This window comes from Pseudosulfitobacter sp. DSM 107133, from assembly GCF_022788695.1.
GTDB lineage: Bacteria > Pseudomonadota > Alphaproteobacteria > Rhodobacterales > Rhodobacteraceae > Pseudosulfitobacter.
The window spans coordinates 1659815-1686628 of record NZ_CP085154.1 but is presented as its reverse complement, the minus strand read 5'-3'; the positions used below and the strand labels follow the sequence as shown (position 1 = coordinate 1686628).

Sequence of the window (26814 nt, the reverse complement as noted above, 5' to 3'; positions counted from 1 at the left end):
GTGCTACGCACCTTGATTCCGGGCTTTGGTGGACGTCCGCTTCGTCCGCACAGCTGACCTTGCTGCATGTCCCACAACCCTTCGTTTTTGGAACACACCGAAAACACCCCGTTTAGCGCCACCAAGAACCCCGTTCAAAACCCGGAACAGTTGTTGCAGGTTTTTGGCGCGCTCGTGATTGCGGACTTTCATACATCATGTCACATCGCTCACACTGGGCGCCTCCCTGACCGTCACCAAAACCGCCAGTTATGTCGGCTTTCATGCGCGTCTCATTTACGGGCCTGTCGGTCAAAGCAACCTTATCCACAACACCCAGGGGATGACTTGCCGCCGCACCCTCTGGACGCTTGGGCACGTTATCCCTATATAATCAGTCAGGAACCAGAGTGAGGCCATATGGACCAGTCTAAAGACATGCTTGAAGGGACGCCATTGATTGCGCCGTCCTCGACCGACCACCCGCTTTACGACGCGGTCGTCGATGCCTGCCGCACGGTCTATGACCCTGAAATTCCTGTGAACATCTATGAGCTGGGTCTGATTTACACCATCGACATCGCGGACGATGGTGCGGTGCGGGTCATCATGTCGCTGACCGCCCCCGGTTGCCCCGTTGCGGGCGAAATGCCCGGATGGGTTGCTGATGCGGTTGAACCCCTGCCCGGTGTGAAAACCGTTGACGTCGAACTGACGTGGGAGCCACCCTGGGGCATGGAAATGATGTCAGACGAAGCGCGGCTTGAACTGGGGTTCATGTAAGCCGCGCGGCTTCTGGAAATCACCCTGGGCATTCGCCAAAAGACATCCCGAATTCGCGGCCCGCATCTTCTTGGCGACAAAACGAGCGATCAGGTGCGGGCGTAATGTTTCACCACCGCCGCAACGATGGCTTTCGGGCCATCCTCTTGCACCAGATGCCCCGCTTCGGGGATCAGAACCGGCGGCGTTTCCGGGATCAAATCGGCAAGCTTCGCGCCTGCTGTTGCACAATCCAGACGTCCCGTTCTTCCCTATACACAGAAACCGAAGGTTCCATCGGGCAAGGGCGCCCGATGCAATTCGTCAGGCATGCCTGCAACGGCCGCGTCTTCTGGCACGGGTCGCCCGAATTCTGTCGTGAGGGGCGGGCCAATCGCTGTGTTGTCGAATGCCATGCGAAAGCGACTCGGAGCTACGGATTTTCTGAATCTTGTCGGAAGGCTGTGCCAAGCATTTCCGACCCAGCCGGACCGTCGCCGCGATCCGCACGAAGGTCCGGTGAGTGGACAATCCCGCCTTTTTTTGCAGGCGCCGCAATCGCTTACGCAGCAATTGCTCGCACTCGCAGCAAATCTCCACAAAACCAGTCGCGCGATCTTAAAATGGGCTGGCGATAACAACGTCGATTGGCATTAATCGACCCGGGCAAGCCCCAGCAGAATGGCTTCATCGAAAGCTTCAATACTGGATAAAGCGCCTCCGCACCCGTTGGATGCAAAGGCGGAATAGGTCCTTAAAAGCTGATCACCGATGTATTGGGGGCGACGATCGCGGCCCCCATCGCATCGGGCACAGCTGCGGTCACACCGTCAATTAATACAGAGGCGTCCGCGGACTTGGCTGGCAAATAGATCGCACAGACCTGCACCTTGAGACCCATTTGCGCCATCATCATTTTTATCAAGCCTTGCGGGCTTGCATCTCTTGGTGGCTGGCCTGCAGTCGCGGATGCAGGCGCATCACGGAGTGCGATGTCCCCGGCTGGACCACACAAAAGGACCTCTGCGTTAGCCCCCGCATTGATTGCGTTCATGGTCAGAACCATTGCCATAAGCTGAGTTTGTGGTTCCGGGCTTGTTAGAATGGTGATCAATTTGTTCGGGTCTTCTGCCTGGGCAGTCCTCGCAAGACCGAGTGCAAGAGCAGAGGCAGTCAGAAGTCTGAAAATACGTATTTGGGGTCTCCTCTTGATGCGATGTTAGGGACAGGACCCTGGTTCCGGAAACGGCGCGGCATCTCAAACCGATACCGCGCGGGGGTTTTAAGAGTTGATTGCCAGGCGTATCGCGTAAGCAACGATGCCGAGGGCAAGCACGCTGATAAGCCACAGCGCGACAAACCAACCAATCTGGTGAAACGTTGAAGTATTCATCAATGATACCCCTCAGCCGGATCAATTTTTCCACGAAAGACCCAATAGGCGTAGGCCGTGTAGGCAAGGATCATTGGTACCAGAACGACAGTGCCGACCAAGGCAAAACGCAAGCTTTTGTCAGGTGCTGCCGCCTCTGCAATTGTAAGGCTGGGTGGCACAATATTGGGATAGAAGCTGATCCCGATGCCGATGAAACACAGCACGAAGATGCTGATTGCAGCCAGAAATGGTTGACCATCTTTGCCTGCATTCAATCCTGTGAACAGCGCCCAAGCCGCGGCCAGAACCGCACCCGGTATCAACACGCTAAAAATACTGCCCGGCAGGTTCAGCCAGCGGCTGAAGTATTCCGGATCCTGAAACGGGGTCATGATGCTGACGATACCGATAAAGCCAAGTGTTCCTACCCCGAGCCACCACGCGAGGTTCTGCATCTGACGCTGCAGGCTTCCTTCTGTCTTCAGGATGATCCATGTGGCGCCCAGCAAAGCATAGCCGACAACCACGGCTAACCCGGTCAGGATAGAGAACAGGCTCAACCAATCCCACCATCCGCCCGCATAGGCACGGTCCGCCACTTCGATCCCCTGAACCAATGCCCCCAATGCGATCCCTTGCATGAACGCAGCAACTATCGAGCCGCCGAAAAAAGCGATGTCCCAAATTGGCTTCCATCTTTCGGTGCGCCAACGGTATTCGAAGGCGACGCCGCGAAAAATCAAGGCCAGCAACATCAGGATGATCGGCATATACAATGCCGGCATGACGACCGAGTAGGCCAGCGGGAAAACGGCAAACAGCCCTCCACCACCCATCACCAACCAGGTCTCATTTCCGTCCCAGATGGGCGCGACGGAGTTCATCATCATCGCCTTTTCCCGCTCGCCATCGGCGAGAGGGAAAAGGATGCCGACCCCAAGGTCGAACCCGTCGAGGATCACGTAGGTCAGGACTGCGAAAGCAATGATTCCAGCCCAGATAAAGGAAAGTTCAAACATGGTAGTGCTCCTTATTCGCCTGGAACTGCATCAGAGTCGGTCTGCATGATGGGCGTAATCCCAGCTGTCCGGATCGGGCCATCCTTGAGACCAAGATGTACGGTTCCGGCTGGTTTGTTCATCATGCGCAGCAGATAAAACGTGCCCGCGCCAAAGACGAAGAAATAGACCAAGATGAACGCCAGCAGGGATGCAGCCACAGCTGGTGCCGCGACAGGGGCCAGACTGTCGCCGGTGCGCAGCAGGCCATAGACCGTGAAGGGTTGGCGTCCGACTTCTGTTGTGATCCAGCCTGCCAAGACGGCGACAAAGCCCGTTGGTCCCATCACCATGGCAGCGCGGTGCAGCATTGGCGTGTCATACAGTCGCCCGCGATAGCGCCGCCACGCGGCCCATGCGCCCAGTCCCAGCATGGCAAACCCAAGGCCGACCATCACACGGAAACTCCAGAAGACAATCGACACAGGCGGCTCATTTTCGTCCGGAATTGTGTCCAGCCCGTCAAGCGATGCGCCCCATTCGTGTTTCAGGATAAGGCTTGATACTTGGGGGATCTGCAACGCGTAGTCGATCCGCTTTTCGCCAGGGTTCGGGATGCCAAACAGGATCAGTGGCGCGCCATCGGGATGACTTTCATAGTGCCCCTCCATCGCCATGACCTTGGCGGGTTGGTGCTCTAGCGTGTTGATCCCATGTAAGTCACCCGCAAGGATTTGCAGCGGAGCCACGACGATCAGCATCCACATCGCCATTGAAAACATGCGACGCGCGGGCGCATCTGTGCGGTTGCGCAAAAGGTGCAGGCCTCCGACACCGCCCACAACAAGGGCCGTTGTCAGATACGCGGCCAGAACCATGTGAACCAATCGGTAGGGGAAAGACGGGTTAAAGACGATCTGCCACCAGTCTTCCGGAACAAATTGTCCAAGGTCATTGATGCTGTACCCAGCAGGCGTCTGCATCCAGGAATTGACCGACAGGATCCATGTGGCGGACATCAGCGTGCCAAAGGCGACCATCGCCGTGGCGAACATGTGCAATTTGTCACCGACCCGTTCGCGCCCGAACAACATGATCCCGAGAAACCCCGCCTCGAGAAAAAACGCGGATAGCACTTCATACGCCATAAGCGGTCCAAGAACCGGTCCGGTTTTGTCCGAAAACACCGACCAGTTGGTGCCGAACTGGTAGGACATCACAATGCCCGACACGACGCCCATGCCGAAGGCAACTGCAAAGATTTTCTTCCAGTAGTTGAACAGGGTCAGATAGGTATCGTCCCGCGTCTGTAGCCATAGACCGTTCAGAACGGCCAGAAAGCTGGCCACTCCAATCGAGAAAGCGGGAAAGATGATGTGAAACGACACTGTGAATGCAAATTGCATTCGGGCGAGTGTCTCTGCGGTCATACCGTCAAACATGGTGTCTTCCTCGTTAGATTGTCGGGCACTCTAAACTGATCCATAGCGCCGCTAAAAACTGTCAGTTTCCCTGCGGAGCGAAATCGGGGGCGATGATCTCGCCATCACGATCTACTTCAGCCACGGGATGCAAACGGTTCGGCCAATTGCGCGGTGCGACCCATCCCTGTTGTGCACACAGGGGTAACATTGGCCGGGTGGCTGAAGAAGATCGTCCAGTCGGTTCCAATCCAGTCGTGAAATTGGATGGGACCAGTCGCTGTCTCTGCCGAGACGTCTGGGGCCGTGTCCCCGATTCTGAGGCTCATGATGATTATCCTATATTCAAAATAGTGGTTTTAATGGCGTGGGTAGCCCAGGTCATTTACAAAAGCAATACTTTCAATATATCTTTAAGGTGCGACAACAGGATGCACCATGAAATTGACCAGTTACACCAACTACGCCCTGCGATCCCTGCAACTTGCAGCGCTCAAATCGCCTGATCTTGTCCGCGTTGACGATGTGGCCAAGATCCATAACCTTTCACGCCCCCATATCATGAAAATCGTGCATGAACTGGGCCGGGCTGGCTACCTTGAGACCGTTCGAGGGCGCGGGGGTGGCTTTCGTCTTGCGCGCCCACCCGAAGACATCATCGTCGGCGATGTGGTAAGGATTACGGAAGGTCCCCTTGACGTCGTCGAGTGCTTTAACCCCGAGAAAAACACCTGTCCGCTGATGGGGATCTGTAACCTGTCGCGGAAAATGCAGGAAGCTACAGCAGCTTTCATGGCTGTCTTGGACGATCTTACGATAGCGCAAATTGCGTCAAACCGTGGCCAACTGATGGAACGGATCGCTCCGCTGGAAATACCACGAACGGAGACCACTTCACGATGACCGATGCGCAGAAATGGGTGGAGCGTTTTCCCGGTCTGTCTCGTCTGGAGCCAACAATCAAACAGGTCCTGCTGTCCCGGAGCGCCATCATTGAGGTTCCAAAAGGGGTTACAATCTTTGGCCCCGGGAATTCGCCCGAGAACATGCTGTTTCTTCTGGATGGAACGGTCAGGGTCCAACAGGTGTCTGACACCGGGCACGAAATTGTGCTGTACCGGATTCAGGCCGGAGAAAGCTGCGTTCTGACAACGGCCTGCCTTCTGGCCTTTGAGAACTATTCGGCGGAAGGCATCTCGGAAACCCCCATCCAGGCCGCTGCCATCCCGCGTGAGGTGTTCGATCAACTCGTTAGCCAATCGAAATCGTTTCGAGATTTCGTGTTTGCCGCTTTTTCCAAGCGCATCACCGATCTGTTCCTGATGATCGACGAGGTTGCCTTCCAGAGACTGGACGTCCGGCTTGCCGACAAATTGCTCAGTCTGTCGGATGGGCAGGATACTATCATCACAACGCATCAAAAGCTCTCGGTGGAACTTGGGACGGCGCGCGAAGTGATCTCGCGCCAGCTTCAGGAATTCCAGCGTCGCGGCTGGATCGAGCAGGCCCGTGGCAGCGTGAGTTTGCTGGATCGTGCGCGGCTGGAAAAACTGGCCGATCACAATTCATAGCAGGCTGACCCAGGTTGGTGACAATGTCACCAAGAACTGCGCCGATAAGAGCTATATTGAATGTAGCTTTTATAGGAGGCAATGAAATGACAACGAATCTTGGAACAACAGACAGGGTTTTCCGCCTTTTGCTTGGCATCATCCTGCTGGCCGCTCCGTTTGTAAGCGGTCTGACGATGTTTACGTCCAGCACAGCAACGATCATTTCCGTCATCGCGGGTCTCGTGATGGTTGGGACGTCGGCCATGAAGTTCTGTCCGCTTTACCGCATATTCGGCATCCGGACCTGTAAAGTATGATCGATACCGTCTTTACGCCGTTTCAATCGCTTGGTGGCGGGGCGTTGATCGGTCTTGCCTCAGTTCTGCTCATGGCAACACTGGGTCGTGTCATGGGGGCGACGGGCATTCTGGCCGGGCTGATGCAACCCGCAAACCTTTCAGACTGGTCGTGGCGCGCCGCCGTGTTGGGCGGCATGATCAGCGGCCCAATTGCAGTGCTTCTCATCACGGGACAACTTCCAGCAGTGCAGGTGCCGGTCTCGACGACAATGCTCGTCGTCGGTGGCTTCATCGTTGGAGTGGGCGTCACTTTCGGGTCGGGATGCACCTCGGGTCACGGGGTCTGCGGAATGGCGCGGCTGTCACCACGCTCTATCGCGGCAACACTCACCTTCATGCTGACAACCGGCATCACAGTTTTTGTGGTCCGCCACATATTGGGAGCATAAGCCATGCGCGTTCTGACCTCCTACCTGATCGGTCTCATCTTCGGTGTCGGGATTTCGATTTCCGGGATGGCCAACCCTGCCAAAGTTCTGAACTTCTTCGATGTTGCAGGCACCTGGGATCCAAGCCTTGCCTTCGTCATGGGCGGAGCCCTTGTCGTGACCTTTATTGGCTATCGCTACATCTTGAAGCGTTCTGCCCCGTTCCTGTCGGCACGTTTTCAATTGCCGACCCGCCGCGATCTGGATCTGCCCTTGATCGGTGGGTCTGCGGTTTTTGGTGTCGGCTGGGGGATCGCCGGTTTTTGTCCAGGTGGTGCGCTGCCCGCTTTGGGCACAGGTCGAACCGACGTTCTTGTCTTTGTCGCTGCACTGCTCGGCGGGATCATCGCAGCCAAACTGCTGCAGGCGAAACTCACCAACCGGGCGCAAGCCCAAGCCTGATCAACTGGAGGAAAACACATGACCTACCCTGTCGATATGTCCGTCAAACCCGAGGTGTCCGCCCATTTTGACGAGGCCACAAACACCATCACCTATATCGTCAAAGACCCGAACAGCGATCATTGCGCCATCATCGATAGCGTCATGGACATCGACTATGCCGCAGGTCGGATCACATATGACGCGGCGGACGTCCTGATTGCAGAAATCCGGGACCGCGGGCTGACACTTGACTGGATCATTGAAACACATGTCCATGCCGATCATCTGAGCGCGGCGCCCTACCTTCAGCAAAAGCTGGGTGGAAAGATTGGTGTCGGCGACAAAATCATGGTCGTCCAAGAGACGTTCGGCAAAGTGTTCAACGAAGGGACAGAGTTCCAGCGCGACGGATCGCAGTTTGATGCGCTGTTCAAAGACGGTGACACCTACACGATCGGGACCATGAACGCCTTTGCTATGTATACGCCCGGTCACACACCCGCATGTATGGTCCACGTTATAGGAAACGCCGCCTTCGCGGGCGATACGCTGTTCATGCCAGACGGCGGCTCTGCGCGCGCGGATTTCCCCGGCGGGGACGCGGGCGTCCTTTATGACAGCATCCAGAAGGTTCTGTCGCTGCCCGACACTATGCGTCTGTTCATGTGTCACGACTACGGCCCCAACGGACGCGCGATTGAATGGGAAACAACGGTGGCAGAGCAAAAAGCCAACAACATCCACGTCGGCGGCAACAAAACACGCGAAGACTTCATCAAATTCCGCACGGAACGCGACGCCCAGCTTGCCATGCCAAAACTGATCATCCCGTCTTTGCAGGTCAACATGCGTGCCGGAGAGGTCCCAACCGACCAGGACGGCAACCCGATGCTTAAAGTGCCGATCAACGCCATCTGATCACGGAGAGAACCATGGACATCAAATCACTGACTGCCGAGCTATCCGTGAGCAAACAGATCTTGCCCGAAGATATGCAAGCCATCAGGAACGCAGGATTTCGCACCATCATCTGCAACCGCCCTGACGGCGAAGGGGCTGACCAGCCGACATTCGAGGAAATCTCGAAAGCCGCGCAAACAGCCGGGCTCGAGGCGGCCTATCTGCCAATCGTGTCAGGCAAGGTCACCGATGAAGATGCCGTTGCCTTCGACAAAGCGCTGGCCCAGTTGCCCGGCCCGGTGCTGGCCTATTGCCGAACGGGCACCCGATCCGCAACCCTGTGGTCGCTTGGGCAAGCCGACCAGCGTAGCCTTGCTGACATCCTCGCTGCAACCAAAGCCGCAGGGTATGACATGGGGGGCGTCGTCCGGCGGATCGTCAACGGGGGCAAAACCCCCACCGATACCGGCGACGCGAGCTATGAGATCGTGATCGTGGGGGCGGGCGCTGGTGGTATTGCCGCAGCTGCAAGCCTGAAAGCCCGCAAACCGGAACTTGAAATCGCAATCATTGATCCCGCGGACATCCACTATTACCAGCCCGGCTGGACGATGGTCGGTGGTGGCATTTTTGAAGCCGAGCAGACGTCGCGCACAATGGGCTCGCTGATCCCCAAAGGCGTGCATTGGATCAAGTCGGCCGTTGCGGCATTCGAGCCCCAGAACAATGCAGTGATCCTGGATGGCTGCCGGGTGGTGAAATACAAGCGTCTCGTCGTATGTCCCGGGATCAAGCTGGACTGGAACAAGATCGAAGGTCTTGTCGACACGCTTGGCCAGAATGGGGTGACATCGAACTACCGTTATGACCTTGCGCCCTACACTTGGAAGCTTGTCGAGGGCATGAAACAAGGCCGTGCAATATTTACCCAGCCCCCCATGCCGATCAAATGCGCCGGCGCGCCGCAAAAGGCGATGTATCTGTCGGGTGATGCGTGGTTTCGGCGTGGCGTCCTCAAGAATATCGACATCCAGTTCAACAATGCAGGCGGCGTGCTGTTCGGCGTAAAGGAATACGTCCCCGCCCTGATGGAATACGTCAGGAAATACGACGCCCATCTCAACTTTTTCCACAATCTGGTTGCTGTGGATGGTCACGCCAAAAAGGCATGGTTCGACGTCGCCAAGCCCGACACACCGGTCGAGCGGATCGAGATGGAATTCGACATGATGCACGTCTGCCCGCCGCAGACCGCCCCCGATTTCATTCGCGTGTCTCCGCTTGCGGATGCAGCAGGTTGGGTCGATGTGGATCAGGCCACCTTGCGCCACAAAACATACGACAATGTGTGGTCCCTGGGTGACGTGATGAACGCGCCCAATGCCAAGACGATGGCCGCCGCCCGCATTCAGGCGCCCGTTGTCGCCGAAAACATAGTGGCCGACATGCGCGGCGGATCGCCCGTGGCACAATACAACGGCTACGGCTCCTGCCCGCTGACGGTCGAGCGCGGCAAGATCGTTCTGGCAGAGTTCGGCTATGGCGGAACGATGTTGCCCAGCTTCCCGAAAGCCATCATCGACGGCACCAAACCCTCCCGCGCGGCATGGTTTCTGAAAGAAAAACTGCTGCCCCCGATTTATTGGCAAGGCATGCTCAAGGGGCGTGAGTGGATGGCAACGCCCGAAAAAGTAACGGTCAAATAGACAGCGATAACAGCCCCCGCACATCTTTTGCGGGGGTCACTCAAATCCCCAGAGAACACAATGAAAACCGATATGACGCGCTATTTGCCCATTCTGACGTGGGGACGGGCCTATAACCGTTCTGCCCTATCCAGCGACGTTGTTGCCGCGTTGATCGTGACAATCATGCTGATCCCACAATCGCTGGCCTATGCCTTGTTGGCGGGGCTGCCGCCCGAAGCGGGACTTTACGCCTCAATCGCGCCGATCATGCTCTATGCGGTATTTGGCACCAGCCGCGCTTTGGCGGTAGGCCCCGTTGCGGTGGTTTCCCTGATGACCGCCGCGGCGCTGAGCAATATCGTTGAACAGGGCACGATGGGCTATGCCGTTGCCGCCCTGTCGCTTGCGGCACTTTCAGGCGTTATCCTGCTGGCCATGGGGCTGTTCCGCCTTGGCTTTGTCGCGAATTTTCTGTCTCACCCCGTCATTGCGGGCTTTATCACCGCGTCGGGCATCATCATCGCGGCCAGCCAACTCAAGCACGTCCTCGGGATTGATGCCGAAGGCAACAATCTGCTGGAGCTGGTCATTTCCATCACGGAGCATATTGCCGAGACGAACTGGATCACAGCCATCATCGGCATCCTTGCGACCGGATTCCTGTTTTGGGTGCGTAAGGGATTGAGACCTCTGCTCAAGCGGTTTGGTCTCTCGGATGGGCTCACGGGTGTTCTTGTGAAAACCGGTCCCGTGGCAGTTGTGGTCGCTACGACTGCTGCGGTGTGGGCCTTTGGTCTTTCTGCCAAAGGCGTCAAGATCGTTGGCGAAGTGCCCCAAAGCCTGCCGCCGCTGACACTCCCTTCGTTCTCGCCTGAACTGCTTGGACAGCTTCTGCTTCCTGCGTTTCTGATCTCGATCATCGGTTTTGTGGAGTCAATTTCTGTCGCCCAGACCCTCGCCGCCAAGAAACGCCAGCGCATCGATCCTGACCAGGAGTTGATCGGGCTGGGGGCCGCCAATATCGGGGCCGCGCTGACGGGCGGTTTCCCCGTGACCGGCGGATTTTCGAGATCTGTCGTCAACTTCGATGCAGGGGCCGAAACCCCCGCCGCAGGGGCCTTCACTGCTGTCGGTTTGGCGATCGCCGCCCTGGCCCTGACCCCGTTGATCTATTTCCTGCCCAAAGCCACCTTGGCCGCAACCATCATCGTCGCAGTTTTGAGCTTGGTGGATTTTTCAATCCTGAAGCGGAGTTGGGACTATTCCAAAGCTGATTTCTCAGCCGTTTTCGCGACAATGATCATCACCCTTGCGATAGGCGTCGAAGCTGGCGTTTCGGCTGGTGTCGGCTTGTCAATCCTGCTGCATCTCTACAAGTCATCAAAACCGCACATTGCTGAAGTTGGGCAGGTGCCGGGCACAGAACACTACCGCAATATACTGCGTCATGACGTGATCACCGACCCAAGCATCGTTTCCTTGCGCGTTGATGAGAGTCTGTATTTCGCCAATGCGCGCTATCTGGAAGACAAGATTCACAATCGGGTGGCAGGTGACAAAAACATCCGCCACGTCATCCTGCAGTGTTCAGCAATCAATGACATCGACCTCAGCGCGCTGGAATCTCTTGAAACCATCAATGCGAGGCTGCATGAAATGGGCGTGAAGTTGCATTTGTCCGAAGTCAAAGGTCCCGTGATGGACCGCTTGAAACGGGCACATTTTTTGGCCGAGTTAACTGGTGAAGTGTTCTTGTCGCAATTTGAGGCGTCAAGAACCTTGCAGCGAACATAGGTGAGTGCTGCGATCTAAAAAATGGCTGGTTCTCTCGCCGCGCAGCAGCATCGGATTTCTCGCTCTTGCATCGGATTTCACGCTGCGAGCGCACGCGGCAAGAAATTCGAATTTTCAGGTTGGGCTCAATCCCGCCGTTCGACGCATTTTTCACGATTGACTGCTTAGCCCCTGCCCCGTCCTTCGGACGTAGTGCCGCGCTTTGGGTCAGCGATGTGACGCAAAAGTCGGTTTTGCTTGGCAACTGACATGTGTCGCAAAGTCAACACAGAGTGGGGTAACGCCGCCCCAGAGGCGGATTCCCGCCTAGGTAGTACTTTGATTTCACACGACCTTCGCAAATCAATCACAGATCCGTTACATTCCCGCTCCATACGGCCACACGATAACAATCTGATAATTGGAGCATTTCATGCGTATCTCCCTGATCGCAGCCACCCTTGCTGCCCTGCCTGTCATGGCCTTTGCCGACGGTCACAGCCAAACAGCAGTGTCCTACGGTGCCCGTCCTGCCTATCTGGTCGACAAGCTGCCCGAGGGTCCGCTGAAGGAAAAACTGGCCAGCTGCATGGGCCAGACACCTGCCGCCACCGCCTTTTCCATCGGTCACCGCGGTGCGGCGTTGCAGTTCCCCGAACATACCGATCAGTCCTATATCGCAGGTGCCCGTCAGGGTGCAGGCATCGTGGAATGTGACGTGACCTTTACCAAGGATCACGAACTGGTCTGCCGCCACGCGCAGAACGACCTGCACACAACCACCAACATTCTGGTCAGCGATCTGGCCGACACCTGTGCGACACCGTTTACCCCCGCCGCGGGCGACACCCCCGCCAGCGCCGAATGCCGCACCTCCGAGCTGACGCTGGAGCAGTTCCGCACGCTGACGCCGAAAATGGACAGCGCCGACAAAGCCGCCACCACGGCCGAGGCCTATCAGGGCGGCGTCGCAGGCTTCCGCACCACGCTGTACACCGACAAGGCCAGCGTTCTGACCCACGCGGAATCAATCGAACTGATCAAGTCGCTTGGTGCCAAGTTCACCCCCGAACTGAAAAGCCCCTCGGTCGAGATGCCGCATGACGGTTTCAGCCAGGAAGACTATGCGCAAAAGATGATCGACGAATACAAGGCCGCCGGCATTCCTGCGTCGGATGTCTGGGCACAGTCGTTCAATCTGGATGACGTGCTGTACTGGGTGAACAACGAACCCGAATTTGGCAAGCAAGCCGTGTATCTGGTGGAATGGTCCGACGGCTTTGACGAGCAGGACAAAGCCACATGGAACGAAGATTTCGCTGCGCTGAAAGAGCAAGGCGTGCAATATCTGGCACCCTCGCTGAACATGCTGCTGACCGACGACAACGGCGCGATTGCCGCGTCGGCCTATGCGCTGGCCGCCAAAGAGGCGGGTCTGAAGCTGATTGCATGGACACTGGAACGCTCGGGCCCGCTGGCCTCCGGTGGCGGCTGGTACTTCCAGTCGGTCGGTGATGTGGTCAAGGACGACAGCGACTATCTGGTGGCGCTGGACGTGATCGCGCAAGACATTGGCGTCGAAGGCGTGTTCTCGGACTGGCCCGCGACCGTGACCTATTACGCGAACTGCATGGGTCTCTGAGTACCCCCAACCCTATGCGGTGATCGGGCCGTCCCTTCGGGGGCGGCATTTTTGTTGGGGCTGCAAAGCGTGGGGTGAACTTGGCGGATCATGCGTTTGCAAAGCAGTTTGAATGACTTTGCAAAGTAGTTTTCAGTTGGTTTGCAAAATGGCGGTAAAGGCTTTGCAAATGTATTTGCCCGACAACCTGCCCATCTGGCGCATCCTGCCCGACGATCTGCCCGCATCGCCGGGGCCTCTGTGATGCTATATGCGTGCCCCGAGGTGACCCACATCGTTGTCTTTGACCCTGCCTGCTTGCGCCCTGTTGCTCCTGCCGCCGTCTTCACGTCCTAGGTCACCGACTCATAAGTTCGCAACCAGATCCTGATTGACGCGAGTTGTATGGATGCGAGGAAATTATCATCGCGTTTGTCATATCTTGTTGCTACCGCGCGGAAGTTTTTGAGTTTGTTGAAGAAACGCTCCACTGCGTTGCGTGCTTTGTAACGCTCGCGATCATGCGCGATGACAGGATTGCGTTGCGGCATCGAAGGGATCACGGCTTGCGCCTTCTGTTTGGCGATCAAATCACGGATCGCGTTGCTGTCATAGGCGCGATCCGCCAGCACGCTGCAGCCTTCTTTCAGTCGATCCAGCATCTGCTCTGCCGCGTGTCCATCATAGGCCTGCCCAGCCGTCAGCATGAGCCGGATCGGGCGGCCAAGCGCGTCCACCAAAGCGTGGATTTTCGTTGTCAGCCCGCCCCTTGAGCGACCCAGGCAATCGGATCGCCCCCTTTTTTAGGGCCATTTGCGCCCTGTTGGTGTACCCGGATGGAGGAGCTGTCAATCATTTGCACCTCACCCTCATATGCCTCTGATATTGCTTCAAGAATACGCGCCCAGTGGCCCGCACGCCGCCAGCGGTTGAAGCGGTTCACACAGGTCGTATGCGGCCCGTATCGGGCAGGAATGTCTGCCCAGGGCGCACCAGTCCGCAAGCGCCAGAAGATGCCGTTCAAAACCCGCCGGTCATCCACACGCGGCTTGCCGCGCACCTTCGTCGGCAGCAACGGCTGGATCACCGACCATTCAAAATCTGTCAAATCAAAACGTGCCATTCTCACCTCCACATTTGCCGGAAAGTGAATCACGTTTTCTAAAGTCTGTGAATCCCTTTTATGGGTATGTGACCTAGGGTCTGGACCCTAAGCCACTTTTTCGCACCTGCGCGCGTCCGACAGTTGCAAGGCCGTGGATTTGCCCGCACAACTGGACGTCAAAGAGGAAGCCCCATGCCGCAACTGGCCGTTCTGACCGGAGACATTGTGAAATCATCCGCCCTGCCCGAGGGCGGGCTGGCGCAGGTCTTTGACGGGCTGGACGCCGCTGCGGCGGCTGTGGCGGAATGGCAGGACGTGGCCCCCCGTCTGACCCGCGCGCGTGGCGACAGTTGGCAAGCGATCTGTGCCGCGCCCTTTGCCTTGCGTGCAGCGCTGGTATTTCGTGCAGGCGTGCGGATGACGGGCAAGGGGCACGACACCCGCATCGGCCTGGCCACGGGTGACGGAACCGTCACGGGCGCGGATTTATCAGACGCCGACGGCCCCGCCTTTGTCGCCTCGGGCCGGGCGCTGGACGATATGGCCCGCACCGCCCGGCTGGCGACGGACACCGCCCCCGTGGCACTGCAAACCGCCCTGCCCCTTGCCGATCACATCAGCAGCCGCTGGACCGCGCGGCAGGCGCAGATTGCGCTGGCATCGCTTGCCCTGCCCACGCCGACCCAGGACACGCTGGCCGCGCACTTTGACGTCAGCCGCCAGACCGTTCACAGCCTGCAAGAGGCCGCAGGCATCCGTGCGTTGATGGAAGTTTGCGAGATGCTGGAACATGGCTGATTTCCCCAAAAGCAGTCAAATTCGGCTGCATATAGCAATAGCAGCCAAAAACGGCTGCTTTTCTACGCAATGACCGAGACAGCCCTGGCCCTGATGCTGGCGTGGTTGCTGGCCTTTCACCTGCTGCCTGCCCGCGCGCCGCTGGCCCTGCGCATCGCAGTGGTCTTTGCGCTGGGCTGGGGGGCGCTGGGCGGTGCTGCGCATGTGGCGGCGGCCGCTGCCTTGGGTCACACGGCTGTGGCCTTGGCCGCGAAACGGTTGCCTGCGCACCTGTGGTCCTATCTGGGCACGCAAGCGGCCCATGCGTTGGTGATCCTTGCCATGCTTTTGTGGATGCCAGGGGCCTATGCGAACGGCCTTTGGGCCGCCTATGCACCTACCCTCACACCCATCGCGGTCATGCTGTGCGGTGTGATTGCCGCCACGCTGATGGGCGGTCCTGCCGTGGGGCTGTTGATGTCCCCCTGGCGTGCCGCCGCAGGGATCGAAGGGCTGGACAACGCGGGCCGCATCATCGGGCTGATGGAACGCGCGCTGATCTATCTGATGGTGATGATCGGAGAGCCCACCGGCATCGGGTTTCTGATCGCGGCCAAATCCATCCTGCGGTTCGAAACCGCCTCGCGCGATCAAAAGGCCGGCGAATATGTGATTATCGGCACTCTGGCGTCCTTTGGTTGGGCGCTGGCATGGGGCTTTGCCGCACAAAGCCTTGCCGCGACACTGCGATAGCTTGAGATTGCGGCACGACACCCCTACATTGTGCCCAAAGGAGTTCTGTTTATGTTTTCCATCCCCGGCAAGCAGGCCGTCACCATCACCCCCCGTGCGGCCACCCAGATAGCCAAGCTTATGGCTGCTGACGGTCACAAGGGGTTGCGCATCGGCGTCAAGAAAGGCGGCTGCGCAGGCATGGAATACACCATGGAATATGTGGACGAACAGGATCCCAACGACGAAGCCGTCGAACAGGACGGCGCACGGGTGCTGATTGCGCCGATGGCGCAGATGTTCCTGTTCGGCACCGAGATCGACTATGAGACCTCGCTGCTGGAATCGGGCTTCAAGTTCAACAACCCCAATGTGACCGAAGCCTGCGGCTGCGGCGAATCGATCAAGTTCGCTGATCCGGCTGAAATGGCCGAACATCTGGTCAAAGGCTAGGTGGCTGTTTCCGGCGAAGCGGTCGAAATGGCGCTGGACCTGTTGCGCGATGTGGGTCCGGTGACGACGCGGCGCATGTTCGGCGGCATGGGGTTTTACATCGACGGGCAGATCTTTGCGCTGCTGATGTCCGATGGCCGCCTGATGTTGAAAGGCGCGGGCGACATGCAGGCGCGGTTTGATGACATGGGCATGGTGCGCTGGACCTATCAGCGCCCCGGCCAGAAAGCCGCCGCGATGCCCTATTGGGAACTGCCCGACAGTGCGCTGGATGATCCTGATGAGGCGGTGGCGCTGGCGCGACAGGCCATAGCCTGTCTGTAAGGTCTTTGCGAGGATCTGGTTAAACCCGGCCCGGAATCGAGGTGCGCGGCACTACCGGCCCTTTGTGGTCAGGTCACTTTCTTCTCTTGCAAATGCACATAGGTTTCCGAAAACCGCTTTCCCATATGATCCCCCGCGCGGATCACATCGCCTGACCCGATGGGCGCCACATTGGTGTCATAGGCCGGATTGAAGAACAGCGGCACCGAGATACGCTCGGCATCCGTCCCCACCACGCGGTGCGGTGTGGCTTGCACGCGACCCTTGGTCCACATCTCCATCATCTCGCCAAAGTTGATAATGAATTCGCCCGGCGGCGCCTGCACCGCGATCCATCCGCCGCCACGCTTGCGCACCTCAAGCCCCGGTGTGCCGTCGGTGGCCAGCAGGGTCAGACAGCCGTAATCGGTGTGCGTGGCAATGCCGAAATCGCGTTCGCCGGCCCAGGCAGGGCGCTGCGGGTAAAAGTTGCCCCGCAACAGCGCCATCGGCTTGTCAAAGGCGGCATCAAAGTAATCGCGCGGAGCGTCAATCGCCTCGGCAATGCCGCGCAATATGGTCATCGCGACGCCGCAGGCATCGCTGTAATAGCTGGCGATCACGTCGTGAAATTGCGCAGGCCGGGCGGGCCAGCGGTTGGGTGCATAGACCGGCAGCGCCGCCAGCGGATCGCCCTCGGGCAGGGTAAAGCCCGCGTCGAAAAACTGTTTGTAATCGGGGTTCGCATCGGGGTCGACCTGTTCAGATCCGGCCCCGCCCCAGCCCCGGTTGGCCCCTGTACGGGCCATGTCCACGTCACGCTTTCGCGCCTCGGGCAGATGAAAGAACGCGCGATAGGTTTCGATCACCTCGCACACACGCGTGCCGGTCAGCGCGGTGTTGTAGACCGTGGCAAAGCCGGTATCGCGCGCAGCCTGCGCCAGTGCGGCGATGGTGTCGGCATCGCGTGCCGCGATTTTCGCCGCATCCAGTCTGGGAATCATCTCTTGTGCCTCATCTTGCAATGCCCTGCACGGGTTGCCCCATGCCGCCAAAGCCTACATTGCCCGCCCGCCGCCGCAATGCTAAATCAGGGTCAAAGCAATCCACAAACAGGCGGGAAAACGATGCGGCGCAAAATGGCAGCAGGCAACTGGAAGATGAACGGCAGCAGTGCAGCGCTGAGTGTGATCTCGGATCTGGCGACAGCCCATGCGGACAATTCCGACACCGACATCGTCATCTGCCCGCCTGCCCCCTTGCTGTTCCGCGCCAGCGAAATTGCCCGCGCCAGTGCGGTCACCATCGGCGCGCAGGATTGCCACAGCGAAACGGCGGGCGCGTTTACGGGTGACATTGCCGCCCCGATGATTGCCGACGCGGGTGCTACCCATGTGATCGTCGGCCATTCAGAGCGCCGCGACGCCTACCACGAAAGCAACAGCGACGTGCGCGGAAAGACCAAGGCCGCCTGGGATGCAGGGTTGATCGCAATCCTGTGCATCGGTGAAAGCGCCGGGGACCGCGCCGCCGACAACACGCTGGACATTATCGCCGGGCAGTTGTCGGGCTCGGTCCCCAGTGGCAGCACCGGTGACAATCTGGTGGTGGCCTATGAACCCGTCTGGGCCATCGGCACGGGCGCTGTCGCGACCACGGCGCAGATCGACGAAGTGCATGATTTCATCCGCGCACGGCTGATCCAGCGGCTGGGTGACGAGGTCGGCAATGCGATCCGCCTGCTGTATGGCGGTTCGGTCAAGCCGGGGAATGCGGCCGAGATTTTCCAGTGCGGCAATGTCGACGGGGCGCTGGTGGGCGGTGCCAGTTTGAAGGCGCAGGATTTCACGCCGATCATTCAGGCGCTGGTTGCAAGCTAATCCAAGGCACAGCACAGGACCGCGCCTGCCGCGTCCACCAACACATCGTAATAAAAGAAAAGGCCGCACCCTCGGGATGCGGCCTTTCCTTTTCAGAACCGAAACGACGGCCCTAATTCGTTATGATCTCCGGCCCCATCATCATCGTCGGCAGCCATGTCGAGATTGCCGGGATATAGGTCACCATGATCAGGAACACGAAGAGCACGGCCAGGAACGGCAGGGCTGCGCGGACCACGTTCATCATCGGCATCCCTGCCACGCCCGAGGTGACGAACAGGTTCAGACCCACCGGCGGCGTGATCATCCCGATTTCCATGTTCACCACCATGATGATACCCAGATGGATCGGATCAATGCCCAGCTCGATGGCAATCGGGAACACCAGCGGCGCCACGATCACGATCAACCCCGAAGGCTCCATGAACTGCCCGCCGATCAGCAGGATCACGTTGACCACAATCAGGAAGACAACCCAGTTCAACCCTGCATCCAGCATCGCACCGGCGATCTGTTGCGGGATCTGCTCGTCGGTCAGAACGTGTTTGAGCAGCAGCGCGTTGGCGATGATGAACATCAGCGTGATGGTCAGCTTGCCGCCATCGTACAGGGTCGCCCGTGTGTCGCGGTGGAAGAATGCCGTCACGATGGAAAGCGGCTTGCGGAAGAACGCGATGGGTTTTCCCCCGCTCTCGTTTGCCGACAACGGCCCCATGTCACGATAGATGAACGACGCGACAAAAAAGGCATAGACGGCAGCAACAGCGGCAGCTTCGGTCGGGGTAAAGGCCCCTCCCTTCCAATACAGCAAACTCCCCCCGTCGAACCGGATCCACGGGTGACCATAGATGCCGCCCATGATGATGACGATCAGCAGCAGGCCCCAAAAGGCGTCACGGAATGAATCCCAGATTTCGCCCCAGCCCTTCCACTCGCCGCTTGGCATGTTCTTGATGCGCGCGAAGATATAGATGGTGATCATCAGCATCGTGCCCGCAAGAATGCCCGGGATGACGCCGGCCAGGAACATCCGCCCCACCGACACGTCCGTTGCAGACGCATAGACCACCATCACGATGCTGGGCGGGATCAGGATGCCCAATGTGCCCGCGTTGCAAATGACGCCGGCGGCGAATTCCTTGGTATAGCCGACCTGACGCATCGCTGCGATCACAATAGACCCGATGGCAACCACGGTCGCAGGGGATGACCCCGACAGCGCTGCGAACATCATGCAGGCCAGAACCCCCGCAATCGCAAGACCGCCCTGAAGATGGCCGACGCAGGCGATGGCAAAACGGATGATCCGCTTGGCCACGCCACCCGTGGACATGAAGCTGGAGGCCAGAACAAAGAACGGGATGGCCAGCAGCGTGTAGTGTCCGGCCATGGCAAGGTAAAGCGATTGCGCCACCGATGCCAGAGAGGTATCCGAAAACACAAGTTGGAAGATGATCGAGCTGATACCAAGGGCAACGCCGATCGGCACGCCCAGAAACAGCAGGCCGATGATCATGACAAATAAGAGCAGGACTTCCATCAGTTATTCTCCGCGGTTCATGGCTGCGACTTCCTCAACGGCGTCTTCGGCTTCATGGCTGACGATCAGGCTTTCGGATTGGTTGTTCCAGATGCGCAGGGTGGCCTGACAGACCCGGAACAGGATCAGCGCTGCCGAAATCGGCAGGATCAGATAGGGGATCATGCGGGGCATCTTGGAATAGCGCTCGCCGTAGTTGATCCAGTCTTCCAGGAAGCGCAGCCATTCCGGCATCGGGATCTGGTCGGTTTCAAAGAACGACCGGCCGCGCGCCTGGGTGTCGAACCCTGTGGGTAACCAGCTGCCTGTTGTGGGGGGCAGATCGGCGAACGGGGCCCATTGGTCCCAGGCACCCTTGCAAAGCAGCACCGCGTAGGCAATGCAGATGCCACCTGAAATCAGCCCCACAACCTTGCGCCGACCGGGCGTCAGCAGGCTGGTGATCGCATCAACCCCAAGATGCGCTGTCACTTTAAAGGCGTAAGACACGCCAAAAAGCACCAGCCAGGCGAAAAGCACCAGAACGACTTCCTGGCTCCAGATCAACGAGCTGTTGAACACATAGCGCAGAATTACATTGAAGAAGGTCAGCATCGTCATCACGCCCAGCAAGGCGGCAATCACTGTCTCTTCCAGACTGTTCACGAATTGGCCAACCGGCCCTTTAGGCTTGTATTTGCCAATCATGGCGTCCACCTCCCAGATGTGAAATGGACGGACCGGTTGTGCCGATCCGTCCGTGATCAAGACAGCTCAGTTGGCTGCGTTGATTTCCTGTGCGGCGGCGATGTTATCGGCCCCCACTTCTTCTTCGAACTGCTCCCAGACGGGCTTCATCACGTCGACCCAGTCCTGACGCTGTTCGGCTGTCAGCTCGCGTACGGTGCCACCGGCATCCAGGACCGCTTGCTTGGCTTCCTGGTTTACCCGCGAAGACTCGGCGTTGCGGGTAACCGTGACTTCGTTGAGGATGGTCAGGAACTGGTCCCGCACGTCGGCGTCCAGGCTGTCCAGCCAGTCAACCGGCGCCACGACCAGATAGTCGATGATACCGTGGTTGGTCTCGGTGATGCCGTCCTGCACCTCAAAGAACTTCTGCCCGTAGATGTTGGACCAGGTGTTTTCCTGTCCATCGACAACGCCCGTCTGCAATGCGCCATAGACTTCGGCAAAGGCCATCGGCTGAGGCGAGGCATCCAGCGCGTTCATCTGTGCGACCAACACGTCAGAGGGCTGCACGCGGAACTTCAGGCCCTTGGCATCCGATGGTTCGATCAGGGGACGGTTGGCCGAAATCTGCTTCATGCCATTGTGCCAGAAGCCCAGACCCTGCAGGCCGCGGCGCTGCATCGAGTCAAGCATCGCCTGGCCGGTCTCAGAAGCCTGAAAGGCGTCGACGGCGTCAATGTTCTTGAACATGAACGGCAGGTCGAACAGGCGATAGGCTTTGGTGATCGATTCAAACAGCGACAGCGAAGGTGCGGCCAGTTGCACGTCGCCGCGCAGCATCGCCTCGATCACCTGCTCGTCGGTGTAGAGCGTGGAGTTCGGATAGACCTCGATGCAGGCCTTGCCGTCCATCTCTTCGTTGACCCGCTCCATCAGCAGCGAGGCAGCGATGCCCTTGGGGTGTTTGTCGGTGTTGGTAACGTGGCTGAACTTGATGACAATTTCGCCATCGTCACAGGCGGCCTGTACGGCACCAGCAGAGACGGTCAGGCTCAGGGCCACGGCTGCGGCGGTAAAAAACTTCATGATACTCCTCCCAGAGTTGGATTTTGCAAGACTGCACGACCCTTTCCCAAGCGCCGCGTCACGATTGATTGAACAGCAGCCTTGGGACGCGTTGCAACATTGCTGCGCGCATCCCTGAAATTCATGAGATAGTGATTTCTTTTAAACAAGTTACAAGACGCACTTGAAGTCGCGCCACGCGACCCCACACCAACACCGTGCGGATTTCCGCACACTGCAAAGCGGGCAATGTGCGGAAATCCGCACACGGCTATCTGCGGTAGTCGTCCGCCCGAATCCCGTAGCGGGCCAGCTTGTCATAGAACGTCTTGCGCGGCAGTTTCAGCGCCGTTGCCGCGGCGCTGGCATGGCCGTTCTGTCGCCCAAGGGCCGCAATCAGCAATGCCCGTTCCACCCGCGCAAGCTGTTCGTTCAGCCCCAGTTCGGCGGCTTCGGTCACATCTTCGGGCATCCCCAGGACAAAGCGCATCGCGGCACTCATGAGCGAGCGCGCATTGCCCGGCCAGTCTTGGGCCATCAACGCGGCAAGCTGGTCCGAACCGATTTCCGGCACGCTGAGCCCCGATTGCTCGGCAGCCTGCTCCACATAGTGACGGAACAGCACCGGAATATCCTCGGGGCGTTCGGACAGGGCCGGAATGCGCACCGGCATCATTTCGATCCCGTAATACAGATCGGCATTCAGCACGCCACTGTCCACCGCCGCCTGCAAATCGCGGGTGCTGCCTGCGATCAGACGGCACGGCAGCCCGCCCTCAAGAGCCGTAAGAAGGGTCATCTGCGTGTCGGGGGGCATCTGGCTGATTTCGTCGATGAACAGGCTGCCCGCCTGCGCCTCGGTCACCGCCTGCATCAAGGCTTCGGCCCCCAGTCCGGCACTGGCCCGTTTCACAAAAGGCGCCTTCGCGCGGGGCGAGCACAGATGCACCGCTTCGGCCACTTTTGACACGCCCGTGCCCGGCGCGCCCTGCACCAGAACCTGCGCTTCCACGGCGGCAAGCTGGCGCACCCGTGCGCGCAGAGATTTTGCCAGCTCGGACTGACCGAACAACATCCGCTCGGCGGCATCGCCGCTGTGCACCAAGGCGCGCAGACGCCGGTTTTCCAGCACCAAAGCGCGGGTTTTCAGGCCGCGTTCCACAGTGGCCAGCAGATCGGCCGGCGCACAGGGTTTTTCCAGAAAGCCAAAGGCCCCCTTGGCCATCGCATCCACAGCTGTGGGAATATCCCCCTGCCCGGTCAGCAGAATCACCGGCAGATCTGCGTCCTGGGCGTGGGCGTATTGCAACAGATGAAACCCGTCGCGCCCCGGCATCCGCATATCGCTGAGGATCACCCCGTCGAAATCGGGGGTGATGTGATCCTTGGCCGCCACGAAAGAGCTGGCTGCCAGCGGATCAAGATCTGCCAGTTCCAGCGTTTGCACCACCGCGTCGCGCACAGCGGCGTCGTCATCCACCACCAGAACCCGCTTGCTCATGCCGCCTCGCTTTCGTCCCATGGCACCAGTTGCACCGTAAAGGCCGCGCCGACATCGGTGTTCCTGCCGCGTATTTCTCCGCCAAAGCTTTGCACGATGCCATAGGAAATCGACAGGCCCAGCCCCATGCCCTCGGCGCCGCCCTGGCTTTTCGTGGTATAGAAGGGATCGAACACCTGATCCGGCACGTCAATGCCCGGCCCCGTGTCGGAAACGGTCACCGACGGCTGCCCGCCCCCCTGCACCGTAATATGCAGCGCCCGTTCGGGGCCGCCTTCCATGGCATCCACCGCATTGGTAATCAGGTTCACGAACACCTGCCCCAGCCGCACATCGCCGCCGCGTACCCAGACCGGCGTGCCGGGGGTGTCAAGCGTGAGGTTTACAGCCGCCTCGCGCAGGCGTGGGCCGGTAATCTCGACCGCGCTGCGCAGCACCGCGCAGACATCCACCTGCACCGAAGGCGAGCTTTCCTGCCGTGCAAAGGCCCGCAGATTGCTGATGATCCGCGCCATGCGTTTGGCCATGTCACTGATCCGCGACAGGTTTTCACGGGCGCGGTCGGGGCGCTGCTTGTCCATGAAGGTCAGTCCGTTTTCAGCAAAGGACCCGATCGCCATCAACGGCTGGTTCAATTCGTGGCTGATGCCGGCGCTCAACTGGCCAAGCGCACTCAGCTTGCCCGCCTGCACCAGATCGGCCTGCGCGCGGGCCAGTGCGGCCTGCGCCTCTTCGCGCTCGGCCGCCTCGCGCCGCAATTGGGCGTTGGTGCCGACAAGGGCCGCAGTACGCTCGGCCACCCGCGCTTCCAGCAGCGCATTGGCCTGCGCCAGGGTGCGCCGCCGCTCGGTGGCCACCAACAGCAATGCGCCAAAGGCCAGACACAAGGCCGCAAGGGCCGCGGCCTGCAACACGGCGATGCGCTGCGCCGGTGCAACATCAATCAACGCACTGCCCTGAAACCCGATCACCGGCAAGCGGCGCTCGATATAAAGCCCTTTGCGGGGCAGGTAGGGATCCCAGTTCTGGTGCCAGATTTCATGGCCCGCGATGCCGGAAAGACGGAATGGCGGTGTCCTGGCCCCTGGCGTCGTCAACAGCCCTTGCGCCTCCTGCCGCCACAACAGCAGCTCGGAGCGGTTCGACAGGAACACCTCGCCCTGCTGGTCAGTCAGAAACACCGCCGGCTGCGACCCGCGCCAGTCTGCTTCCAGCAGGTTCACGTCCGCGGCCACGATCACCGCCCCGATCACCCGCCCCGAAGTTTTGCCAAAGATTGGCGCAGCATAATAATAGGCGCGGCCCTGCAACGGTGTGCCCATCCCGTGACCGGTGCCCAATGCGCCTTGCATCGCGCGGCGCACATAGGGGGTGTCGCCCAGATTGACCCCTTCCGTGCCATTCGCCGCCGCACGCACCCGCCCCGAGAAATCCACAAGCATCACGTCCAGCGCCGAGGTCTTGTCGGCCACGTCCAGAAACAAAGTTGCGGCAGGTGCGGCGCCGCCCCCCTCCAGCACGGCGGTGACAGCGGGATGTTCGGCCATGAACACCGCAAGTTCACGATAACGGTGCAATTGTGCCGTCAGCCGGTCCGAGGCCAGCGCCAGATCCGAGAAGCCTTGTCGCTGCAACCGCTCCAGCGCCTGCACATAGCCGTACCGCCACACCCCAAGAGATGCCATTGCCACAGCCGCGACAAAGCCCATAACGATCAGATTGCGTTTGCGGATATCTCTATTCATGACCACATGTTTACCAACGTCAACCTTGCAAAGACCAGAGCCACGCTATCATTTGCCCCCATGATAACACTTGACCAATCCCCGCTTGATCCCGCCTTTTTGCAGGATCCCTATGCTTTTTACGACATGGCCCGTGCCACGGGGCCGGTGCTGTACTGGTCCGACTACGGGATGCTGGCCGCCTTTGACCACGCCACGGTGCACGCGCTGTTGCGCGACAAGCGGCTGGGGCGCGAAATTCCCGACGATCTGCGGATGCCGGTGCCCGATCACCTGAGGGATTTCTACGCGGTCGAACAACATTCGATGCTGGAACACGAACCGCCCCGCCATACGGAACTGCGCGGGCTGGTGCTGCGGGCCTTTACCTCGCGCCGGATTGCGGGGCTACAAGGTGACATCGAAGAGATTTGCGCCGACCTGATCGCCCAATTCCCCCGTGATGCCGGTTTCGACCTGATCCCCGCCTATTGCACCGAAGTACCGGTGCGCGTCATCGCCCGCCTGCTGGGTGTGCCCGAGGATATGGGCCCCGACCTGCTGCGCTGGTCCGGTGCAATGGTGGCGATGTACCAAGCGGGCCGCGACCGCGCGATCGAGGATGCGGCCAACACCGCCGCCCGCGAATTTTCCGATTTCCTGCGCGGCTATATCGACGCCCGCCGCAACGATCCGCGCGACGATCTGATTACCCAGTTGATCGCCGCCGAGGAAGACGGCCAGAAGCTGAGCACAGAAAGCCTGATCGGCACTTGTGTGCTGCTGCTCAACGCCGGCCACGAGGCGACGGTGCATTCACTGGGCAACGCCGTACACTGCCTGCTGCAAAACACCGTGCCCGCAATCACCCCGCAAGTGGTCGAGGAAGTCCTGCGTTACGACCCGCCGCTGCATATGTTCACGCGCTATGCCTATGAACAGGTGCAGGTGGGCGACCAAACGCTGTATCCCGGCGATCAGGTGGCGCTGATGCTGGGGGCAGCGGGGCGCGATCCGGCGGTCTATGCGGCCCCCGAACGGTTCGACCCCGACCGCAAGCCAACGGCCCATGTGGCCTTTGGCGGCGGGATGCACTTTTGCGTGGGCGCCCCGCTGGCGCGGCTGGAAATGCAGGTCGCCCTGAGCGCACTGTTCACCGCCTGCCCCGACCTGCACGAGGCCGAAGCGCCGCGTTATGCCGACAGCTATCATTTCCACAAGCTGGAGCGGCTGATGGTGCGCCTATAGCGGAAGCATCGTGGTCGATTTGATCTCTTCCATCGACAGCAATGCCGTCACGTTGTGCACTTTCACCTCGGAAATCAGCGCCTGATAGAACACATCATAGGCGCGCGCGTTCTTCACCCGCACTTTCAGAATATAGTCGATGTCGCCTGCCAGCCGGTGCGCTTCCTGCACTTCTGGGTGATCTTTCAGCGCCTTCAGGAATTTGGCCTGCCAGTCGGCATCATGTTCCGAGGTGCGGATCAACACGAAGAAACAGGCCTCGAACCCCAGCGCCTCGGCGTCGAGGAAAACCGTGTGCTGGCCGATCACCCCGCCATCGCGCAATTTGCGAATCCGGTTCCAGACAGGGGTCTTGGAACTGCCCACAGCCTTGGCAATATCGTCCAGCGACTGGCTGGCATCGCGCTGAAGTTCTGCCAAAATCTTCCGGTCTGTGTCGTCGATGCGAACAGTCATTCGCGCTTTCCTCTCATCTTGGTACGGGCGTCCCACCTGCGCTGCGGCATGGAACGTATGTCCTTATCTGCGCGGGCATATAGCGCAATAGGGGGAATATTTCCTATATATCAGGGCAAG

At 59.2% G+C, this 26814-nt stretch carries 28 protein-coding genes and 2 pseudogenes; 17 read left to right on the top strand and 13 right to left on the bottom strand.

The features are described from left to right. The first annotated feature begins 399 nt into the window (after positions 1–399). Both DSM107133_RS08300 and DSM107133_RS08295 read left to right on the top strand, forming a co-directional pair. Positions 400–762 (top strand): SUF system Fe-S cluster assembly protein, encoded by a 363-nt coding sequence (locus DSM107133_RS08300; RefSeq protein WP_114295727.1) that lies wholly within the window; start codon positions 400–402, stop codon positions 760–762. A 582-nt stretch (positions 763–1344) separates the two neighbouring features. Beyond that, positions 1345–1445, top strand: a pseudogene (locus tag DSM107133_RS08295) (integrase core domain-containing protein); the annotation flags it as partial. 50 nt (positions 1446–1495) lie between these two features. Here DSM107133_RS08295 and DSM107133_RS08290 read toward each other — a convergent pair. From DSM107133_RS08290 to DSM107133_RS08270, 5 genes are all read right to left on the bottom strand, one after another. Continuing rightward, positions 1496–1855, bottom strand: coding sequence for a hypothetical protein (locus tag DSM107133_RS08290; RefSeq protein ID WP_240310713.1), 360 nt, complete (start codon positions 1853–1855; stop codon positions 1496–1498). A gap of 168 nt (positions 1856–2023) precedes the next feature. Further along, entirely contained in the window at positions 2024–2134 is a 111-nt protein-coding gene (locus tag DSM107133_RS08285) for a DUF2474 family protein (protein WP_114295729.1), read from the bottom strand. Beyond that, a complete protein-coding gene (gene cydB, locus DSM107133_RS08280) occupies positions 2134–3135 on the bottom strand; it encodes a cytochrome d ubiquinol oxidase subunit II (protein ID WP_114295730.1) in 1002 nt (333 codons plus the stop codon). The genes DSM107133_RS08285 and cydB overlap by 1 nt, the downstream gene beginning before the upstream one ends. An 11-nt stretch (positions 3136–3146) precedes the next feature. Continuing rightward, positions 3147–4556, bottom strand: a complete 1410-nt coding sequence (locus tag DSM107133_RS08275; protein WP_114295731.1) for a cytochrome ubiquinol oxidase subunit I — start codon at positions 4554–4556, stop codon at positions 3147–3149. 116 nt (positions 4557–4672) lie between these two features. After that, positions 4673–4864, bottom strand: a complete 192-nt coding sequence (locus DSM107133_RS08270) for a redoxin domain-containing protein (RefSeq protein ID WP_114295732.1) — start codon at positions 4862–4864, stop codon at positions 4673–4675. 109 nt (positions 4865–4973) lie between these two features. Here DSM107133_RS08270 and DSM107133_RS08265 point away from each other — a divergent pair, with 109 nt between their 5' ends. The 9 genes from DSM107133_RS08265 to DSM107133_RS08225 all read left to right on the top strand — a co-directional run bounded on the left by DSM107133_RS08265 (position 4974) and on the right by DSM107133_RS08225 (position 13262). Beyond that, positions 4974–5438, top strand: coding sequence for an Rrf2 family transcriptional regulator (locus tag DSM107133_RS08265; protein WP_114295733.1), 465 nt, complete (start codon positions 4974–4976; stop codon positions 5436–5438). Further along, positions 5435–6106 (top strand): Crp/Fnr family transcriptional regulator, encoded by a 672-nt coding sequence (locus DSM107133_RS08260; protein ID WP_114295734.1) that lies wholly within the window; start codon positions 5435–5437, stop codon positions 6104–6106. Before DSM107133_RS08265 ends, DSM107133_RS08260 begins: the two co-directional genes overlap by 4 nt. A gap of 86 nt (positions 6107–6192) precedes the next feature. Continuing rightward, entirely contained in the window at positions 6193–6405 is a 213-nt protein-coding gene (locus DSM107133_RS08255) for a DUF2892 domain-containing protein (RefSeq protein ID WP_114295735.1), read from the top strand. Beyond that, positions 6402–6836: a YeeE/YedE thiosulfate transporter family protein gene (locus tag DSM107133_RS08250; RefSeq protein ID WP_114295736.1), complete on the top strand. Its 435-nt coding sequence runs from the start codon at positions 6402–6404 to the stop codon at positions 6834–6836. Before DSM107133_RS08255 ends, DSM107133_RS08250 begins: the two co-directional genes overlap by 4 nt. A gap of 3 nt (positions 6837–6839) precedes the next feature. Further along, positions 6840–7277: a DUF6691 family protein gene (locus tag DSM107133_RS08245; protein WP_114295737.1), complete on the top strand. Its 438-nt coding sequence runs from the start codon at positions 6840–6842 to the stop codon at positions 7275–7277. Between the two features lie 18 nt (positions 7278–7295). Further along, positions 7296–8177 carry an MBL fold metallo-hydrolase gene (locus DSM107133_RS08240; RefSeq protein WP_114295738.1) on the top strand — a complete coding sequence of 294 codons (882 nt, stop codon included), beginning with the start codon at positions 7296–7298 and terminating at the stop codon, positions 8175–8177. 14 nt (positions 8178–8191) lie between these two features. Continuing rightward, on the top strand, positions 8192–9865 hold the full coding sequence (locus tag DSM107133_RS08235; RefSeq protein ID WP_114295739.1) for a bifunctional protein tyrosine phosphatase family protein/NAD(P)/FAD-dependent oxidoreductase: 1674 nt from the start codon (positions 8192–8194) through the stop codon (positions 9863–9865). A gap of 60 nt (positions 9866–9925) precedes the next feature. After that, entirely contained in the window at positions 9926–11641 is a 1716-nt protein-coding gene (gene sulP / locus DSM107133_RS08230; protein WP_114295740.1) for a sulfate permease, read from the top strand. A 457-nt stretch (positions 11642–12098) separates the two neighbouring features. Next, the gene (locus tag DSM107133_RS08225) at positions 12099–13262 is read left to right on the top strand and encodes a glycerophosphodiester phosphodiesterase family protein (RefSeq protein ID WP_240310715.1); all 1164 of its coding nucleotides are present in this window, start codon (positions 12099–12101) and stop codon (positions 13260–13262) included. Positions 13263–13594: 332 nt separating this feature from the next. Here the strand turns inward: DSM107133_RS08225 and DSM107133_RS08220 are convergent. Then, a pseudogene (locus tag DSM107133_RS08220) lies at positions 13595–14370 on the bottom strand (IS5 family transposase). Between the two features lie 168 nt (positions 14371–14538). Between DSM107133_RS08220 and DSM107133_RS08215 the strand changes: the two are divergent. From DSM107133_RS08215 to DSM107133_RS08200, 4 genes are all read left to right on the top strand, one after another. Then, on the top strand, positions 14539–15144 hold the full coding sequence (locus DSM107133_RS08215) for a hypothetical protein (RefSeq protein ID WP_114292085.1): 606 nt from the start codon (positions 14539–14541) through the stop codon (positions 15142–15144). 69 nt (positions 15145–15213) lie between these two features. Then, entirely contained in the window at positions 15214–15876 is a 663-nt protein-coding gene (locus DSM107133_RS08210; RefSeq protein WP_114292084.1) for a hypothetical protein, read from the top strand. 51 nt (positions 15877–15927) lie between these two features. Next, the gene (locus DSM107133_RS08205) at positions 15928–16308 is read left to right on the top strand and encodes an iron-sulfur cluster assembly accessory protein (RefSeq protein ID WP_114292083.1); all 381 of its coding nucleotides are present in this window, start codon (positions 15928–15930) and stop codon (positions 16306–16308) included. Next, the gene (locus tag DSM107133_RS08200) at positions 16309–16632 is read left to right on the top strand and encodes a TfoX/Sxy family protein (RefSeq protein ID WP_205387756.1); all 324 of its coding nucleotides are present in this window, start codon (positions 16309–16311) and stop codon (positions 16630–16632) included. Positions 16633–16700: 68 nt separating this feature from the next. Here DSM107133_RS08200 and DSM107133_RS08195 read toward each other — a convergent pair whose 3' ends face one another. Beyond that, complete coding sequence (locus tag DSM107133_RS08195; RefSeq protein WP_114292082.1) at positions 16701–17615, bottom strand: 2-oxoglutarate and iron-dependent oxygenase domain-containing protein; 915 nt, start codon at positions 17613–17615, stop codon at positions 16701–16703. Between the two features lie 123 nt (positions 17616–17738). On the opposite strand from DSM107133_RS08195, the gene tpiA reads away from it, so the two are divergent. After that, positions 17739–18491: a triose-phosphate isomerase gene (gene tpiA, locus DSM107133_RS08190; RefSeq protein ID WP_114292081.1), complete on the top strand. Its 753-nt coding sequence runs from the start codon at positions 17739–17741 to the stop codon at positions 18489–18491. A 112-nt stretch (positions 18492–18603) separates the two neighbouring features. Here the strand turns inward: tpiA and DSM107133_RS08185 are convergent, their stop codons facing one another. The 5 genes from DSM107133_RS08185 to DSM107133_RS08165 form a co-directional block, all read right to left on the bottom strand. Then, entirely contained in the window at positions 18604–20031 is a 1428-nt protein-coding gene (locus tag DSM107133_RS08185) for a TRAP transporter large permease (protein WP_114292080.1), read from the bottom strand. Positions 20032–20034: 3 nt separating this feature from the next. Then, on the bottom strand, positions 20035–20718 hold the full coding sequence (locus DSM107133_RS08180) for a TRAP transporter small permease (protein ID WP_114292094.1): 684 nt from the start codon (positions 20716–20718) through the stop codon (positions 20035–20037). Between the two features lie 66 nt (positions 20719–20784). After that, positions 20785–21786: a DctP family TRAP transporter solute-binding subunit gene (locus DSM107133_RS08175; RefSeq protein WP_114292079.1), complete on the bottom strand. Its 1002-nt coding sequence runs from the start codon at positions 21784–21786 to the stop codon at positions 20785–20787. A gap of 250 nt (positions 21787–22036) precedes the next feature. After that, positions 22037–23266: a sigma-54 dependent transcriptional regulator gene (locus tag DSM107133_RS08170; protein ID WP_114292078.1), complete on the bottom strand. Its 1230-nt coding sequence runs from the start codon at positions 23264–23266 to the stop codon at positions 22037–22039. Beyond that, positions 23263–25011, bottom strand: a complete 1749-nt coding sequence (locus tag DSM107133_RS08165; RefSeq protein ID WP_205387755.1) for an ATP-binding protein — start codon at positions 25009–25011, stop codon at positions 23263–23265. Before DSM107133_RS08165 ends, DSM107133_RS08170 begins: the two co-directional genes overlap by 4 nt. A gap of 60 nt (positions 25012–25071) precedes the next feature. Here DSM107133_RS08165 and DSM107133_RS08160 point away from each other — a divergent pair, with 60 nt between their 5' ends. Further along, on the top strand, positions 25072–26238 hold the full coding sequence (locus DSM107133_RS08160) for a cytochrome P450 (RefSeq protein ID WP_114292077.1): 1167 nt from the start codon (positions 25072–25074) through the stop codon (positions 26236–26238). On the opposite strand, the gene DSM107133_RS08155 is transcribed toward DSM107133_RS08160, so the two are convergent. Continuing rightward, positions 26233–26694, bottom strand: coding sequence for an Lrp/AsnC family transcriptional regulator (locus tag DSM107133_RS08155; protein ID WP_114292076.1), 462 nt, complete (start codon positions 26692–26694; stop codon positions 26233–26235). The genes DSM107133_RS08160 and DSM107133_RS08155 overlap by 6 nt on opposite strands. Between the last annotated feature and the right edge of the window lie 120 nt (positions 26695–26814).